The following is a 14,724-nucleotide window of genomic DNA, read 5'->3' on the forward strand; positions in this document are numbered from 1 at the left end:
ATCGTTCTCCTTGAAGTGGCGTGGTTCAGACCGCGACCTTGTGGTCTTGCAGCCCTGGGCTGCTGACGCGGTAGATACCGATCTCACCTAATAGATTAGGCCATAGCTTACTGGCCCACCCGTGTCGGTGCTGTTGATCCACGGCAAGCCGATCAATGACCTTCGCTTCACGTTCGCGGCACAATTCTTCAAAGTCGCCGAAAGTGCAGAAGTGGATGTTCGGCGTGTTGTACCAGGTGTACGGCAGAAACTCGGAAACCGGCATCCGGCCCTTGCTCGCCAGGTACCAGCGGCAGCGCCAGTGACCGAAGTTGGGGAAGGTGATGATGCACTGGCGACCGACCCGCAGCATTTCGTCGAGGATCTTGTCCGGGTAGTGCACGGCTTGCAGCGCCTGGGTCATGACCACGACGTCGAAGCTGTTGCTGGCAAAGTTGCCGAGGCCCTTGTCCAGATCCTGCTCGATCACGTTGATGCCCTTGGCCACGCACTCGGCGATGTTGTCCGCGTCGTTTTCCAGGCCATAGCCGGTGACTTGCTTGTTGTCCCGTAGCCAGGTCAGCAGTTCGCCGTCGCCGCAACCGAGGTCGAGCACGCGGCTACCGGCGGGAATCCATTCCTGGATGATTTCCAGATCAGCTCTCATGGCTTTCTCACAAACTAATACGGTTCATGTAGTTGCTGAACGCCTGCAAGTAGCGCGGGATCGGAATCAGGAAGGCGTCGTGGCCTTGCGGAGCGTCGATCTCGAGGTAGCAGACGTCTTTCTTGGCCGCCATCAGCGCGTCCACCAGTTCCCGCGAGCGGGCAGGGGAGAAGCGCCAGTCGGTGGTGAAGGACATCACGCAGAACTTGGCGGTGGCGCCGGCGAAGGTTTTCGCCAGGTCATCGTCGAAGTTCGCCGCCGGGTCGAAGTAGTCCAGCGCCTTGGTCATCAGCAGATAGGTGTTGGCGTCAAAGCGCCCGGAGAACTCTTCGCCCTGATAGCGCAGGTAGCTCTCGACCTGGAACTCGACGCTGTGGAAGTCGTAGTTGAGCTTTTCGCTCTTCAGGCCACGGCCGAATTTCTCGCCCATGGAATCGTCGGACAGGTAGGTGATGTGGCCGACCATCCGCGCCAGCATCAAGCCGCGCTTGGGGATCACGCCCGCTTCCTGGAACGAACCGCCGTGGAACTCGGGGTCGGTCAGGATCGCCTGGCGCGCCACTTCGTTGAAGGCGATGTTCTGTGCCGACAGCTTGGGCGCCGAGGCGATGGCCAGGCAATGCCGCACGCGGTCCGGGTAGGTGATGGTCCACTGCAAGGCCTGCATGCCGCCGAGGCTGCCGCCAATCACCGCCGCCCACTGGCTGATGCCGAGCAAGTCGGACAGGCGCACCTGACTGTGCACCCAGTCTTCCACGGTCAGTACCGGGAAATCGGCGCCGAACGGTTTACCGGTTTCCGGATTGATACTGCTCGGGCCGGTAGAACCGTTGCAGCCGCCGAGGTTGTTCAGGCTGACCACGAAGAACTTGCTGGTGTCGATCGGCTTGCCGGGGCCGATGCAGCTGTCCCACCAACCGGGTTTACGGTCGTCGGGGCTGTGGAAGCCGGCAGCGTGGTGGTGGCCGGACAAGGCGTGGCAGATCAGCACGGCGTTGCTCGCCGTGGCGTTCAGCGTGCCGTAGGTTTCATAGATCAGGTCATAAGCTGGGAGCGAACGGCCGCAGGCCAGGGCCAGGGGTTCACTGAAGTGCGCCACTTGCGGCGTCACCAGACCAACAGAATCGGCGGGAAAGGCAGTTGGCATCGACCCTGCTCTCGTTGAAATGAGGCGTAAGTCTAAAGACCAGTGTGGCTAGCGGCAAGCAAAGGCCGGGCCTGATTTCATTCAGTTAAACCGTGGTGCGGCCATCGCGGGCAAGCCACGCTCCCACATTGGAATGCGTACCCCTGTGGGAGCGTGGCTTGCCCGCGAAGAACGATGACGCGGTCAACCTGCCGGACGCACCAGGTCCGGCAACTCCGGCAGCTTCTTCGGCGAACAAATCCGCACTCGTTTCTGCCGGTTCAACTCGCCGCTGAGCAAGCTCACCTGGCTCTTGGAAACCCCGAACGCCTTGGCCAAAAACGCCATCAAGTACGCATTGGCCTTGCCCTCAACGGGCGGCGCGGTCAGGCGGATCTTCAATCTATCGCCGTGTAGCCCGCAGAAATCATCGCCGCGGGCCGCCGGTTGCAGGTGACACTCCAGAATCAGATCATCACCGTCCCAGCGAAAGTAGCTCATCAGATCAGCCCGAGCAGGCCCTGCGGCATGAAGGCGAAGTAAGCCAGGCGCGGGATCACCCAGCTTTGCAGCAACTGGATCAGGATAAACGCGAAGATCGGCGAGATGTCGAGGCCGCCCAGGCTCGGAAGAATCCGGCGGAACGGCGCGAGTACCGGTTCAGTAATCTGAGCAACCAGTTCGGCGCCCGGATTGTGGCTACCCGGTGCGACCCAAGACAGAATCACGCTGATGATCATCGCGTAGAACAGAATGTTCAAAAACAGCGCGAAGAGAGCGATCAGAGCCCAAGGGATCAAAAACAGCCAGTCGACCTGGAAGCCCTTGAGCGTCAGGATGACCGCGATCAGCGCCATCTGAATGATCAGCGCCAATACCAGTGACGACATGTCCAGCCCGAACATGCTCGGGATGACTCGGCGCAGAGGCTTGAGCAACGGTTGAGTGGCTTTGACGATGAACTGGCAGAGCGGGTTGTAGAAATTCGCCCGAACCAGTTGCAGGATAAAGCGCATCAGCACGATCAGCAGGTACAGGCTGCCCAGGGTTTTAATTACAAAAATGGCAGCGTCATTGAGTCCAAGCATCATTGATTCCTTTGTAAGAGCTGATTAGCGACCCAGTTGCTCGGCCATCTCGGCTGAGCGGTGGGCGGCGGCGCCGAGTGCTTTTTCGACCAGGGCTTCGAAGCCCCCGGCCTGGAACGACTTGATGGCCGCTTCCGTGGTGCCGGCCGGCGAAGTCACGCGGCGACGCAGTTCTGCTGCGTCCACGTCACTGGCGACCGCCATGTGGGCGGCGCCCAGTGCGGTTTGCAGGGTCAGTTGTGCGGCGATGTCTGCCGGCAGGCCGAGTTTCACGCCCGCGGCGGTCATCGCTTCGATCAACAGGAAGAAGTACGCAGGGCCCGAACCGGAAACAGCGGTCACCGCGTCCAGTTGCTGCTCTTCGTCCAGCCACAGCGCGATGCCGACGGCGGACAGCAGCTCTTGCGCCTGTTGGCGTTGTTCGGCGTTCACCTCGGCGGTGGCGTACAAACCGCTCACGCCCTGACGCAGCAGCGCCGGGGTGTTGGGCATGCAGCGCACGATCGGCTGGGCGCCGAGCCAGTTGGTCATGCTGGCACAGGTGATGCCGGCGGCGATGGACACCACCAGTTGATTCGGCTTGAGGCTTGGGCGAATCGCTTCGCACACGGCTTTCATCGCCTGGGGTTTGACCGCCAGTACGACCACGTCGGCGTCTTGAATCGCGTCGGCGTTGTCCGCGAATACTTCGATGCCGTGTTCAGCGTTCACGCGAGCACGGGTTTCAGCGCCGGGATCGCTGGCGCGGATGTGGGCCGCGTCCAGACCCTTGGCGCGCAGGCCACCGATCAGGCTGGCGGCCATGTTGCCGGCACCGATAAAGGCAATACGAGTCTTGCTCATGTCAGGTCCTTATCAAGAGAGAAGTCAGCCATTGTTCGGTTGACTGTAATCACGGGCGCCAAACAGGGCCGTACCGATGCGGACCCAAGTGGCGCCTTGGGCGATGGCTGACTCAAGGTCGTGGCTCATGCCCATGGAAAGTGTGTCGAGCGGCAGATTGAGGCTGGCTTGCAGGCTTTGCACGGCAGCAAAAGCGGCGTCCTGGGCGGCGCGATCTTCAGTCGGCTCAGGGATCGCCATCAACCCGCGCAGCTTGAGGCGCGGCAAGGCGCTGATGGCATTGGCCAGGGCCGGCAGGTCGGCCGGGGTGCAGCCGGACTTGCTGTCTTCACCGCTGACGTTGACCTGGATGCAGATGTTCAGCGGGGGCAGATCGGCAGGACGTTGTTCGGACAGGCGTTGTGCGATTTTCAAACGATCCACGGAATGCACCCAAGCGAAGTGCTCGGCGATAGCGCGAGTCTTGTTCGATTGAATGGGGCCGATGAAGTGCCAGATCAAGGGCAGGTCGGCCAATTCGAGCTGTTTGCCGAGGGCTTCCTGCAGATAGTTCTCGCCAAAGTCGCGGATCCCGGCGGCGTGGGCTTCACGCAGGGCCTCGGCAGGCTTGGTCTTGCTCACGGCCAGTAGCTGGACGCTGTGCTCGTCGCGCTGGGCGGCGAGTGTTGCTGCGTGTATGCGCGAACTAACCTGGAGAATGTTGTCTGCTATCGTGGACATCAAGAGGCGCCGCTGGTCTGAAGGTTCGCGGCATTCTACTGGAATTGAGGAGCGCTATGGATATCACTGAGCTGCTGGCATTCAGCGCGAAACAGGGCGCGTCCGACTTGCACCTGTCTGCCGGCCTGCCACCGATGATTCGCGTCGACGGCGACGTGCGGCGCATCAACCTGCCGGCCCTGGACCACAAACAGGTGCACGAGCTGATCTACGACATCATGAACGACACCCAGCGGGTGGACTTCGAGAAGCACCTGGAAACCGACTTCTCCTTTGAAGTGCCAGGCGTGGCGCGCTTTCGAGTTAACGCGTTCAACCAGAACCGCGGCGCCGGTGCGGTGTTCCGGACCATCCCGTCCAAGGTCCTGAGCATGGATGACCTTGGCATGGGAGATGTGTTTCGCAAGATTACCGAAGCGCCCCGTGGCCTGGTGCTGGTGACCGGCCCGACCGGTTCCGGCAAGTCCACCACCCTGGCGGCGATGATTGATTACCTGAACAACCATCGCCATCACCACATACTCACCATCGAAGACCCGATCGAGTTCGTCCATGAATCGCGCAAATGCCTGATCAACCAGCGCGAAGTCCACCGCGATACCCGAAGCTTCGCCACCGCCCTGCGCTCGGCCCTGCGCGAAGACCCGGATGTGATTCTGGTCGGGGAGATGCGCGATCTGGAGACTATTCGCCTGGCCCTGACGGCGGCCGAGACCGGTCACCTGGTGTTTGGCACGCTGCACACCACGTCGGCGGCGAAAACCATCGACCGGGTGGTTGACGTGTTTCCGGGGGACGAGAAGTCGATGGTGCGCTCGATGTTGTCCGAGTCATTGCTGGCGGTGGTGTCCCAGACACTGGTCAAGAAGATCGGCGGCGGGCGGATCGCGGCACACGAGATCATGCTCGGCACGTCGGCGATCCGTAACCTGATCCGCGAGGACAAGGTGGCGCAGATGTACTCGTCGATTCAGACCGGGGGCAACCTGGGGATGCAGACGCTGGATATGTGCCTGAAGGAGTTGGTGACCAAGGGCTTGATCAGCCGCGAGCATGCGCGGGAGAAGGCGCGGTCGCCGGATAACTTTTGATCGGTCCAGAAACGCCTTCGCGGGCAAGCCTCGCTCCTACAGGTTATGCGCATTTTTGCGGCACATATAAAACCTGTAGGAGCGAGGCTTGCCCGCGAAGAGGCCATCATGTCCAAAGCAACTTCCGGAGCTGACCCCGGAAATTCAAATCAGCGCTGAACGACGCGCATCTGATGCGGTTCTTTCGGCAAAACCCGCTTGGCTACCACGTAGTGGCTTTCCCAGTACGGTTTCTTCAGCGTATCGATGGACACCGCCTTGCCACGGCGCGGTGCGTGGATGAAGCGGTCGTTGCCCAGGTAGATGGCAACGTGATTGACCTTACGGCTCTTGATATTGAAGAAAATCAGATCGCCCGGCTTCAGATCCTTGCGTTCGACTTTCTGCCCATGACCGCTGGCCATCGCGTTGGAGGTCCGTGGCAGGTCGAAGGTAGCGTCGTTAAACGCATATTTCACCAAACCACTGCAGTCGAACCCTTTACTTGGGCTGCTGCCGCCCCAACGATAAGGAGTGCCGAGGACATTCACGGCACGGCTCAACACGTTGCTGCTTTGCTTGTTCGCCATCGGCGGAACCAGCTTGCTGTTGGCAGTGGCCAGGTGGGTGGAATGTTTTGCAGTTTGTTTGTTTTTGCTCGTAGGAGCAGAAACATGGGATTTAGGGGTGTAACCATTAACGTTAGGAAGACGTTGCTCACGATTGGTGGCGTGGGCGGCCAGTGGCATTAATAGGCAAATGGTTAGCCATGTCTTGAAAAATGGACGCATTAGGCAAGGCTCATATGGGTTAGCGCGCAACTTTATAACAGCTTTTTTGGCCCTTCCGAGTCCGTTGGTCGATTGGACCTGGGGGTCAACGGAACCAAATAAGCGGTAGATTGACGCGATTGTCTGACAGAGGTCAGGTGGTATAAGGCTTTGACGGGAGTGAAGGTAGCATTTGCCATACGTCGGACGCCTGTAAAAAAGTCACAAAGAATTCAACAATATTTATCTATCGTGTGAATCGAGGTCCTTCATGAACACCTATCAACAGTCTGCGGCGCAGCAAGACACCCACAGCAAAGTGATCGGATACCTGCTTTGGATTTTCGGTTTTACCGGGGCTCACCGCTTCTATTACGGCAAGCCGGTGACCGGGACGATCTGGTTCTTCACGTTTGGTTTGCTGGGCATCGGTTGGCTGATCGACCTGTTTCTGATTCCGGCCATGGACCGGGAAGCCGACCTGCGGTTTACCGCCGGGCCCATCGAATACAACGTTGCGTGGATTCTGCTGGCGTTTCTTGGGGTATTCGGCGTGCACCGGATGTATCAAGGGAAGTGGATCAGCGGGTTGCTGTACCTGGTGACGGGCGGGTTGTTCTTCGTGGGAGTGCTGTATGACTTCTGGACACTGAACGACCAAGTGTCGGTGCGTAACGCACAGAGTCGCGGCGCCTTCCAGTAAGTCATCGCGAGCAGGCTCGCTCCCACAGGGGAACGCATTCCAATGTGGGAGCGAGCCTGCTCGCGATGGGAGCGGCGCGGTCTTAAACCTGGTGGCTAATCCGTCCATCCACCAAGGTGTAACGCACCACACTCGGCAGGCTGTGGCCAATAAACGGGCAATTTTCACCCTTGGACAGCCAGGTTTCGCCGGCCACGGTCGAAGCCGCCGGGTCGAACAGCACGATGTCCGCCGCCCCACCGACGGTCAATTTACCCGCCGGCAGGCGCAAGGCCTCGGCAGGTCCGGCACTGAGACGGGTCAACAGTGTCGGCAGATCGAGCAAACCGTCCTCCACCAACGTCATCGCCAGCGGTAGCAGCAGTTCAACGCTGCTGATGCCCGGCTCGGTGGCACCGAACGGCGCCAGTTTGGCGTCGCGCTCGTGAGGTTGGTGATGGCTGGAGATGGCCGAAACCACCCCGGACTTCACCGCCGCACGCAGACCATCACGGTCGGCGCGGGTGCGCAGCGGCGGCTGGACGTGATAGAGGCTGTTGAAATCGATCAGCGCTTCGTCAGTCAGGATCAGCTGATACAGCGCCACATCGGCGGTCACCGGTAGTCCGCGGGCCTGGGCCTGGGCGATCAGGGCCACGCCGCGAGCGCTGGTGAGCTGGCTGAAGTGCGCACGCACGCCGCTTTGCTCGACCAGCAACAGATCCCGGGCCAGGGCCACGGTTTCGGCGGTTTCCGGAATGCCCGGCAAGCCAAGGAAACTCGCGGTCGGGCCTTCGTGGGCCAAGCCATCTTCGGCCAGGTCATGATCCTGCGAGTTGAAAATCACTGTCAGGTCGAACGTCGCCGCGTATTCCAGCGCCCGGCACAGGGTGCGGGTGTTGCGGAAGCTCTCCAGACCGTTGCCGAAGGCCACGCAGCCGGCATCGCGCAAGGCGACCAGCTCGGCCAGCTGTTCGCCGTCCAGGCCTTTGCTCAGGGCGCCAATCGGGAAGACTTTGGTGTTGCCGGCCTCGCGGGCGCGGTCGAGGATCAATTCGGCCACGGCCGAAGTGTCCAGCACCGGTTTGGTTTTTGGCGGGCAGCATAGGCTGGTCACGCCACCGGCCGCAGCGGCGCGGGTTTCGCTGGCAATCGAGCCTTTGCGGCTGTAACCCGGCTCGCGCAGGGCGACGTTCAGGTCAACCAGTCCAGGTGCGGCCACCAGGCCTTTGGCGTCGATGGTCTCGACCGGGACAAAACCGGCCGGCGCAGCACCAAGGGCGACGATCTTGCAGGCTTCGATATGAATGTCGGTAACTTTATCCAGCCCCGAGGTTGGATCGATGACGCGGGCGCCGAGAATGCTGAGCTTCACTGGGCTTTCTCCTGCTCGAATTGACGTTGCGCAGTCTGCCCGCTCATGGCCATGGACAGCACGGCCATACGAATCGCAATACCGTAGGTAACCTGGTTGAGGATCACCGAGTGCGGGCCGTCGGCCACTGCCGACTCAATCTCCACCCCGCGGTTGATCGGCCCCGGGTGCATGACGATGCAATCCGGTTTTGCGCCGGCCAGGCGCGCGGTGGTCAGGCCGAACAGGCGGTAGAACTCGCCTTCGCTCGGCAGCAGGCCGCCGGTCATGCGTTCACGCTGCAAGCGCAGCATGATCACCACGTCGACGTCTTTCAGGCCTTCGGTCATGTCGGTGTAGACCTTCACGCCGTATTGCTCGATGCCGATCGGCAGCAGGGTTTTCGGCGCGATCACGCGGATGTCCGGGCAGCCGAGGGTTTTCAGCGCGAGCATGTTCGAGCGCGCGACCCGCGAGTGCAGGATGTCGCCGACGATGGCCACCGAGAGGTTTTCGAAGCCGCCCTTGTGCCGACGGATGGTGAGCATGTCGAGCATGCCCTGCGTCGGGTGGGCGTGACGGCCGTCGCCGCCGTTGATGATCGCCACCTGCGGACACACGTGTTCGGCGATGAAGTGCGCCGCGCCGGAGTCACCGTGACGCACGACGAACATGTCGGCGGCCATGGCTTCGAGGTTGCGCAGGGTGTCGAGCAGGGTTTCGCCCTTGCTCGCCGACGACGTCGATACGTTCAGGGTGATCACGTCCGCCGACAGGCGCTGGGCCGCCAGTTCGAAAGTGGTACGGGTGCGGGTGGAGTTCTCGAAGAACACGTTGCACACGGTTTTGCCGCGCAGCAACGGGACCTTCTTTACCGCCCGGGCGCCGACTTCGAGGAACGAGTCGGCGGTATCGAGGATTTCCGTCAGCAGCTCGCGGCGCAAACCGTCGAGCGAGAGGAAGTGGCGCAGCTGGCCCTGATCATTGAGCTGCAGCGGGCGCTTGGTGTCTAGAGGCGTCATCGCGAGGGGGACTCTCAATAGGGCGAATTAAAGGGCAAGGTCTTGCAGTTCGAGCTTGAGCTCCGGGCCGGACAGCTTCACCCGCTCGTGGGCGGCCAGCGACAAGGTCGCGCCCACCACGTTCGGGCGGATCGGCAACTCGCCGGCGTCCAGGTCCAGCAGGCAGACCAGCGTTACGCTGGCCGGGCGGCCGTAGTCGAACAGTTCGTTCATGGCGGCGCGGATGGTCCGGCCGCTCATCAGTACGTCGTCGATCAGCACCAGGTGCTGGCCTTCGATCTCGAACGGCAGGGCCGAAGGGCGCACTTGCGGGTGCAAGCCGTTCTGGCTGAAGTCGTCGCGGTAGAAGGAAACGTCCAGGGTGCCGAGCGGCGAATCGCTGCCCAGTTCATCGAGCAACGCCTGGGCGACCCAGACGCCGCCGGTACGAATGCCGATGTAGCGCGGTTCGCTGATGCCACGTTTGGCCAGGTAGGCGTCAAGCCGGGTCGCCATCTGGCTGATCAGTTCAACGGGATTGGGCAGGCTCATGGTTGCTCCTTCTTGGGCCCGAGCCGAGTGATGCTTGAGTGGTGGCTCGGGTTGTAGCTATAGAGAGTCGCCAGGGGCGGCTCTTCAGGATTCGAACAGTGCGGTGTTTTCGTCGAGCCAGCCTTGCAGCAGCAGGGCGGCGGCGATGGCATCGACCGGGTTATCGCGGTAACTGCCTTTCTGGCCGCCACGATCACGCCGCTCGCCCTTGGCTTCGAACGTGGTCAGACGCTCGTCGTGGGTATAGAAGGGCAAGTTGTAACGACCGTTGAGGCGGCGGGCGAACTTCTCGGCCCGCAGGCACATGTCGCTTGGCGTGCCGTCCATGTTCAGCGGCAGGCCGACCACCACGGCGTCGGGCTTCCATTCCTTGATCAGGGCTTCGACCTGATTCCAGTCGGGAATACCGTTTTGTGCCTTCAAGGTGCACAGCTCACGGGCCTGGCCGGTAATCACCTGGCCGACCGCTACGCCGATCTGTTTGGTGCCGTAGTCGAAACCCAAAATCAGTCGCAGGGCCATCAGGCGTGGCCCGCCTGGCTGGTCAGCAGGCTGAGATTGACACCCAGGTGCTTGGCCGCCGCTTCGAGGCGCAGTTCGCTGCTGGTGTTGAACAGGATGTCGGCGTCGTAAGGGCAGGTCAGCCAGGCGTTGTCGGCCAGTTCGGCCTCCAGTTGTCCGGCTTCCCAGCCCGCGTAGCCGAGAGTGATCACACTTTTCGCCGGGCCGACGCCGTCAGCGATGGCGAACAGCACATCCTGGGAGGTCGACAGGGCCAGTTCGCCGTCGAGTTCGACGGTGGCCTGAAAGGTTTTCCCCGAGGGATGCAGGACAAACCCGCGATCAGTCTGCACCGGCCCGCCGATAAATATCGGCACATGCTGGCAGAGCAACGGCGGCTCGATGTCCGGGCGCAGTTGCTCGAGGATATCGGCCAGGTTCAGTTCTTGCGGACGGTTGACCACCAGCCCCATGGCACCATTGGCCGTGTGCTCGACGATGTAGGTCAAGGTGTGCGCAAAGTTCGGGTCGGCCATGTGCGGCATGGCGATCAGGAAGTGATGCTTGAGGTAGCTGGGGCTGACGTTCTTCATGAGCGCTAGTGTGGCGTTGGAGGGGCGAACTGACAAGCTGGGGATGCCGCAATTTGGCAGTCAACGGCGATCAAATGTGGGAGCGGGCTTGCTCGCGAAGGCGTCGTGTCAGTCGGCATCAATGTTGAATGATCGACCGCATTCGCGAGCAAGCCCGCTCCCACAGGGGATTTGCGGTGCTCAGTTACTGGAGAGTTTGTCGCCCCGGGCGAATTTCCACGTGCGGATGATTTCCAGCCGATCGACATCCGACAAATCCCCGGTAAACGGTGCAAATGGCGCCGCCAGCCTGACGATCCGCTGTGCTGCCTGATCCAGCAACGGTTGCCCGGACGACTCCAGCACCAGCACTTCAAACAGCGAACCATCGCTGTTGATCGAAACCATCAGCCGCAAATTGCCGTAGATCTGCTTGCGCCGTGCTTCGTCGGGGTAATTGAGGTTGCCGATGCGCTCGACTTTCTTGCGCCATTCGTCCTTATACCAGGCGCCCTTGTCGCGCATGGTCGACGCCGCGCTCAAGCGGTGGATACGCGGGCGTTTGGCGTACAGCTGTTGTTCGTTGGCCAGTTCCGCTTCGAGGCTGGCGATGTCGCTGGACAGCTGCGAGCTGTCGAACGTCGGCGCGGCCACGGCGGGTTTGGGTTCAGTCTTGGGTTCTTCGTTTTTGGCGACGGCTTTTTTCGGCTTCGGCGCGATGGTCGTCACGGCTGCCTTGGGCGCGGCTGCCTGCACTTCAGGCTTGGCGGCCGGCGGCGGGGTGACTTTTTGCACCTTGGTGTCCTGGAACGGCGCGACCTCGGTGGTCTTGGGAATCGCCTTTTTATCCAGGGTGCCGCTGCCTTGCTGATTCTCTTGAGCGATGAAATCAGCTTTTTTCGGCTTGGTTTCGCTTTTGAACGTGGCGAGGGTGATTTCCAGGGTTTTGCTGATTTGCTTGGGTTCGACCATGGTGAACCCGACGCCCAACAGCAAGGCCAGGTGAATCAGCGCCGCCAGAAACAGGGTAAAACCGAGGCGATCGGCCGGGCGCACGCCACGATGGGCGAGTTCAGCGGGCAGATCGGACGGGAGCGTCATGACAAGAAAACCAACATCGCGTTTTTTACAGGCCGCGCATGATAACGCAATGTTGGTTGTTTCTTGGCTGTTCTACATCAACGGGCCTTGAGCTTCTGATCGATGGCATCCATCAGCAGGCCGCCGATGTCGGTGCCAAACGCGTTATCAATCTCGCGAATGCAGGTCGGGCTGGTGACGTTGATTTCGGTCAGGCTCTCGCCGATCACGTCCAGGCCCACGAACAGCAGGCCTTTCTCGCGCAGGGTCGGGCCGACTTGAGCGGCGATCCAGCGATCCTTGTCGGTCAGCGGACGGGCTTCGCCACGGCCACCGGCCGCGAGGTTGCCACGGGTTTCGCCAGCGGCAGGAATCCGCGCCAGGCAGTAATCCACCGGCTCGCCGTCGATCATCAGGATGCGCTTGTCGCCATCCTTGATGGCCGGCAGGTAAGCCTGGCCCATGATCTGCTGGGTGCCCAGCGCGGTCAGGGTTTCCAGAATCACCGACAGGTTCGGATCGCCTGCGCGGTGACGGAAGATCGAGGTGCCACCCATGCCGTCCAGCGGCTTGAGGATCACGTCGCCGTGCTTGGCGGCGAATTCACGCAGCACGTCGGCGCGGCGGCTGACCACGGTTGGCGGTGTGCACTGCGGGAACAGCGTGGCGAACAGCTTTTCGTTGCAGTCGCGCAGGCTCTGCGGCTTGTTGACCACCAGCACGCCTGCGCGCTCAGCTTGCTCCAGCAGATAGGTGGAGTAGACGAACTCCATGTCGAACGGCGGATCCTTGCGCATCAGGATCACGTCCAGATCGCTCAGCAACGCGTCGGTCTCGGCTTCCAGTTCGAACCATTTTTCCGGGTTGGCGAAAACTTTCAGCGGCCGCATCCGCGCCCGTGCTTCACCTTCGCCCTGGTACAAATCCCGCTGTTCCATATAGAACAGTTCCCAACCGCGCTTTTGCGCGGCCAGCAGCATGGCCAGCGAGCTATCCTTTTTATAGGAGATGCTGGCGATTGGGTCCATGACAATCCCGACGCGAACGCTCATGGGTATTTCCTCGAAATTTGGGTAGGCGCAAGGCCAGAAAAAGTGGCGTCAGAGTGGCGCTGAGTGTGTTCCCGGTCAAGGAAAAACCATCGCCAGGGTCGCCCGATAGATTGGTATTGGAGACTGTGCTAAAAAGGTCGCCATGTCGCGCTGGCCCTTGAGCATCAAGGGTTTCGAGCCGTCAAACGGACAAATTGATTCGCAAAGGCGACGGTAGAGCATTTATGGAACAGCATTCCAGCGCCTTGAAGGTCATGGTGATCGACGATTCGAAGACGATTCGCCGCACCGCCGAAACGCTGTTGAAAAACGTGGGCTGTGAAGTCATCACCGCCATCGATGGTTTCGATGCGCTGGCCAAGATTGCCGACAATCACCCCGGCATTATCTTTGTCGACATCATGATGCCGCGCCTGGATGGTTATCAGACCTGCGCTTTAATCAAGAACAACAGTGCGTTCAAGTCCACGCCAGTGATTATGCTGTCGTCCAAGGACGGGCTGTTCGACAAGGCCAAGGGGCGCATCGTCGGCTCCGATCAGTTTTTGACCAAGCCTTTCAGCAAGGAAGAACTGCTGAACGCGATCCAGGCCCATGTACCGGGCTTTGCCGCCGTTTTGCCGCAGTAGGACACGCACAGTGACGCTCGGCCAGCGGGCCCGGCGTCGACAAGAAGAATGGGGAAGACCATGGCACGTATTCTGATCGTCGATGATTCGCCGACTGAAATGTACAAACTGACCGGCATGCTGGAAAAGCACGGTCATGAAGTGTTGAAAGCTGAAAACGGCGCCGACGGCGTGGCCCTGGCCCGTCAGGAAAAACCCGACGCCGTGCTGATGGACATCGTCATGCCCGGCCTCAACGGTTTCCAGGCGACCCGTCAACTGACCAAAGACCCGGAAACCGGGCACATCCCGGTGATCATCATCACCACCAAGGATCAGGAAACCGACAAGGTCTGGGGCACACGCCAGGGCGCCAAGGACTACCTGACCAAACCGGTCGACGAAGAAACCCTGATCAAAACCCTGAACAACGTGCTGGCCGGTTGATCGTGCGGCCATGACCGAGTCGCTGACGGCTTTCGAACTGCTGCTGCAGATCGACCAGCGTTGTCGCGTGCTGGCGGCAGACTTGCCGTCCCAGCTGACCCGACAGGACCGCTGGAGCGGCATCGGTTTTCGCCTGGGCGAGCACTGGTATGTCGCGCCAATGGGCGAAGTCAGCGAAGTCCTGCATGAACCGCGCTTCACTCAGTTGCCGGGGGTCAAGCCGTGGGTCAAGGGCGTCGCCAACTTGCGTGGGCGGCTGCTGCCGATCATGGATGTGTGCGCTTTCTTTTCTGATCAAGAGCTTGGTCATGAGTTGTCGGCGGTGCGCAAGCAGCGGCGGGTGCTGGTGGTGGAATACAAAGATGTGTTTGCCGGGTTGATGGTCGATGAAGTCTACGGTTTGCAGCACTTTGCCCAGGAAAGCCTGGAAGCGGTGCCGCCGAACGAACGCAACGGCCCGATTGGCGCTTTCGTCAAAGGCCGGTTCCAGCGTGAACAGAGCTGGCAAGTGTTCAGCCCGTTTGCACTGGCGCAATCCCAGAGCTTCATGCAAGTCGCGGTGTAATCGCAGAATTTTGTGCGGGTGAGCTTTTGTGGCGAGGGAGCTTGCTC

General features: G+C 60.8%; 19 protein-coding genes. 5 read left to right on the forward strand and 14 right to left on the reverse strand.

What is annotated here, in order from left to right; translation table 11 throughout:
- Positions 1 to 25 precede the first annotated feature (25 nt).
- From metW to AC1MEW_RS05260, 6 genes are all read right to left on the reverse strand, one after another.
- Positions 26 to 646 carry a methionine biosynthesis protein MetW gene (gene metW / locus AC1MEW_RS05235; protein ID WP_201198314.1) on the reverse strand — a complete coding sequence of 207 codons (621 nt, stop codon included), beginning with the start codon at positions 644 to 646 and terminating at the stop codon, positions 26 to 28.
- A 7-nt stretch (positions 647 to 653) separates the two neighbouring features.
- The gene (gene metX / locus AC1MEW_RS05240; RefSeq protein ID WP_201198316.1) at positions 654 to 1,793 is read right to left on the reverse strand and encodes a homoserine O-succinyltransferase MetX; all 1,140 of its coding nucleotides are present in this window, start codon (positions 1,791 to 1,793) and stop codon (positions 654 to 656) included.
- 183 nt (positions 1,794 to 1,976) lie between these two features.
- Complete coding sequence (locus AC1MEW_RS05245) at positions 1,977 to 2,273, reverse strand: DUF167 domain-containing protein (RefSeq protein WP_322269881.1); 297 nt, start codon at positions 2,271 to 2,273, stop codon at positions 1,977 to 1,979.
- A complete protein-coding gene (locus tag AC1MEW_RS05250) occupies positions 2,273 to 2,860 on the reverse strand; it encodes a YggT family protein (RefSeq protein ID WP_201198320.1) in 588 nt (195 codons plus the stop codon). Before AC1MEW_RS05250 ends, AC1MEW_RS05245 begins: the two co-directional genes overlap by 1 nt.
- 24 nt (positions 2,861 to 2,884) lie before the next feature.
- Complete coding sequence (gene proC, locus AC1MEW_RS05255) at positions 2,885 to 3,703, reverse strand: pyrroline-5-carboxylate reductase (protein WP_322269880.1); 819 nt, start codon at positions 3,701 to 3,703, stop codon at positions 2,885 to 2,887.
- A 24-nt stretch (positions 3,704 to 3,727) separates the two neighbouring features.
- Complete coding sequence (locus AC1MEW_RS05260) at positions 3,728 to 4,423, reverse strand: YggS family pyridoxal phosphate-dependent enzyme (protein WP_201198324.1); 696 nt, start codon at positions 4,421 to 4,423, stop codon at positions 3,728 to 3,730.
- Positions 4,424 to 4,479: 56 nt separating this feature from the next.
- On the opposite strand from AC1MEW_RS05260, the gene AC1MEW_RS05265 reads away from it, so the two are divergent.
- Positions 4,480 to 5,514 carry a type IV pilus twitching motility protein PilT gene (locus tag AC1MEW_RS05265; RefSeq protein WP_201190041.1) on the forward strand — a complete coding sequence of 345 codons (1,035 nt, stop codon included), beginning with the start codon at positions 4,480 to 4,482 and terminating at the stop codon, positions 5,512 to 5,514.
- Between the two features lie 149 nt (positions 5,515 to 5,663).
- Here the strand turns inward: AC1MEW_RS05265 and AC1MEW_RS05270 are convergent, their stop codons facing one another.
- A complete protein-coding gene (locus tag AC1MEW_RS05270) occupies positions 5,664 to 6,284 on the reverse strand; it encodes a C40 family peptidase (RefSeq protein WP_201198570.1) in 621 nt (206 codons plus the stop codon).
- A gap of 250 nt (positions 6,285 to 6,534) precedes the next feature.
- Here AC1MEW_RS05270 and AC1MEW_RS05275 point away from each other — a divergent pair, with 250 nt between their 5' ends.
- The gene (locus tag AC1MEW_RS05275; RefSeq protein WP_201198568.1) at positions 6,535 to 6,966 is read left to right on the forward strand and encodes an NINE protein; all 432 of its coding nucleotides are present in this window, start codon (positions 6,535 to 6,537) and stop codon (positions 6,964 to 6,966) included.
- Between the two features lie 82 nt (positions 6,967 to 7,048).
- On the opposite strand, the gene AC1MEW_RS05280 is transcribed toward AC1MEW_RS05275, so the two are convergent.
- The 7 genes from AC1MEW_RS05280 to gshB all read right to left on the reverse strand — a co-directional run bounded on the left by AC1MEW_RS05280 (position 7,049) and on the right by gshB (position 13,057).
- On the reverse strand, positions 7,049 to 8,320 hold the full coding sequence (locus tag AC1MEW_RS05280; protein WP_201198566.1) for a dihydroorotase: 1,272 nt from the start codon (positions 8,318 to 8,320) through the stop codon (positions 7,049 to 7,051).
- Positions 8,317 to 9,321 carry an aspartate carbamoyltransferase catalytic subunit gene (locus tag AC1MEW_RS05285; protein WP_201198564.1) on the reverse strand — a complete coding sequence of 335 codons (1,005 nt, stop codon included), beginning with the start codon at positions 9,319 to 9,321 and terminating at the stop codon, positions 8,317 to 8,319. Before AC1MEW_RS05285 ends, AC1MEW_RS05280 begins: the two co-directional genes overlap by 4 nt.
- Before the next feature lie 27 nt (positions 9,322 to 9,348).
- Entirely contained in the window at positions 9,349 to 9,852 is a 504-nt protein-coding gene (gene pyrR, locus AC1MEW_RS05290) for a bifunctional pyr operon transcriptional regulator/uracil phosphoribosyltransferase PyrR (protein ID WP_201198562.1), read from the reverse strand.
- Between the two features lie 84 nt (positions 9,853 to 9,936).
- Positions 9,937 to 10,374 (reverse strand): Holliday junction resolvase RuvX, encoded by a 438-nt coding sequence (gene ruvX / locus AC1MEW_RS05295; RefSeq protein ID WP_005792259.1) that lies wholly within the window; start codon positions 10,372 to 10,374, stop codon positions 9,937 to 9,939.
- A complete protein-coding gene (locus tag AC1MEW_RS05300) occupies positions 10,374 to 10,946 on the reverse strand; it encodes a YqgE/AlgH family protein (protein WP_201198560.1) in 573 nt (190 codons plus the stop codon). The genes ruvX and AC1MEW_RS05300 overlap by 1 nt, the downstream gene beginning before the upstream one ends.
- Before the next feature lie 180 nt (positions 10,947 to 11,126).
- The gene (locus AC1MEW_RS05305) at positions 11,127 to 12,026 is read right to left on the reverse strand and encodes an energy transducer TonB (protein ID WP_201198558.1); all 900 of its coding nucleotides are present in this window, start codon (positions 12,024 to 12,026) and stop codon (positions 11,127 to 11,129) included.
- A 77-nt stretch (positions 12,027 to 12,103) separates the two neighbouring features.
- The gene (gene gshB, locus AC1MEW_RS05310; RefSeq protein ID WP_322269877.1) at positions 12,104 to 13,057 is read right to left on the reverse strand and encodes a glutathione synthase; all 954 of its coding nucleotides are present in this window, start codon (positions 13,055 to 13,057) and stop codon (positions 12,104 to 12,106) included.
- A gap of 224 nt (positions 13,058 to 13,281) precedes the next feature.
- Between gshB and pilG the strand changes: the two genes are divergently transcribed.
- From pilG to AC1MEW_RS05325, 3 genes are read left to right on the forward strand one after another with little or no spacing between them, the layout of a single operon-like run.
- Complete coding sequence (gene pilG / locus AC1MEW_RS05315; RefSeq protein WP_008152601.1) at positions 13,282 to 13,686, forward strand: twitching motility response regulator PilG; 405 nt, start codon at positions 13,282 to 13,284, stop codon at positions 13,684 to 13,686.
- A gap of 60 nt (positions 13,687 to 13,746) precedes the next feature.
- Positions 13,747 to 14,112 carry a twitching motility response regulator PilH gene (gene pilH, locus AC1MEW_RS05320; RefSeq protein ID WP_008068134.1) on the forward strand — a complete coding sequence of 122 codons (366 nt, stop codon included), beginning with the start codon at positions 13,747 to 13,749 and terminating at the stop codon, positions 14,110 to 14,112.
- A gap of 10 nt (positions 14,113 to 14,122) precedes the next feature.
- Entirely contained in the window at positions 14,123 to 14,677 is a 555-nt protein-coding gene (locus AC1MEW_RS05325) for a chemotaxis protein CheW (protein ID WP_322269875.1), read from the forward strand.
- Positions 14,678 to 14,724 lie beyond the last annotated feature (47 nt).

It is taken from the genome of Pseudomonas sp. ASL4 (genome assembly GCF_056680395.1).

Coding starts and splice junctions, on each gene's coding strand:
- metW (WP_201198314.1), bottom strand. CDS start 646: ATGAGAGCTGATCTGGAAATCATCCAGGAATGGATTCCCGCCGGTAGC.
- metX (WP_201198316.1), bottom strand. CDS start 1,793: ATGCCAACTGCCTTTCCCGCCGATTCTGTTGGTCTGGTGACGCCGCAA.
- AC1MEW_RS05245 (WP_322269881.1), bottom strand. CDS start 2,273: ATGAGCTACTTTCGCTGGGACGGTGATGATCTGATTCTGGAGTGTCAC.
- AC1MEW_RS05250 (WP_201198320.1), bottom strand. CDS start 2,860: ATGCTTGGACTCAATGACGCTGCCATTTTTGTAATTAAAACCCTGGGC.
- proC (WP_322269880.1), bottom strand. CDS start 3,703: ATGAGCAAGACTCGTATTGCCTTTATCGGTGCCGGCAACATGGCCGCC.
- AC1MEW_RS05260 (WP_201198324.1), bottom strand. CDS start 4,423: ATGTCCACGATAGCAGACAACATTCTCCAGGTTAGTTCGCGCATACAC.
- AC1MEW_RS05265 (WP_201190041.1), top strand. CDS start 4,480: ATGGATATCACTGAGCTGCTGGCATTCAGCGCGAAACAGGGCGCGTCC.
- AC1MEW_RS05270 (WP_201198570.1), bottom strand. CDS start 6,284: ATGCGTCCATTTTTCAAGACATGGCTAACCATTTGCCTATTAATGCCA.
- AC1MEW_RS05275 (WP_201198568.1), top strand. CDS start 6,535: ATGAACACCTATCAACAGTCTGCGGCGCAGCAAGACACCCACAGCAAA.
- AC1MEW_RS05285 (WP_201198564.1), bottom strand. CDS start 9,321: ATGACGCCTCTAGACACCAAGCGCCCGCTGCAGCTCAATGATCAGGGC.
- pyrR (WP_201198562.1), bottom strand. CDS start 9,852: ATGAGCCTGCCCAATCCCGTTGAACTGATCAGCCAGATGGCGACCCGG.
- ruvX (WP_005792259.1), bottom strand. CDS start 10,374: ATGGCCCTGCGACTGATTTTGGGTTTCGACTACGGCACCAAACAGATC.
- AC1MEW_RS05300 (WP_201198560.1), bottom strand. CDS start 10,946: ATGAAGAACGTCAGCCCCAGCTACCTCAAGCATCACTTCCTGATCGCC.
- AC1MEW_RS05305 (WP_201198558.1), bottom strand. CDS start 12,026: ATGACGCTCCCGTCCGATCTGCCCGCTGAACTCGCCCATCGTGGCGTG.
- gshB (WP_322269877.1), bottom strand. CDS start 13,057: ATGAGCGTTCGCGTCGGGATTGTCATGGACCCAATCGCCAGCATCTCC.
- pilG (WP_008152601.1), top strand. CDS start 13,282: ATGGAACAGCATTCCAGCGCCTTGAAGGTCATGGTGATCGACGATTCG.
- pilH (WP_008068134.1), top strand. CDS start 13,747: ATGGCACGTATTCTGATCGTCGATGATTCGCCGACTGAAATGTACAAA.
- AC1MEW_RS05325 (WP_322269875.1), top strand. CDS start 14,123: ATGACCGAGTCGCTGACGGCTTTCGAACTGCTGCTGCAGATCGACCAG.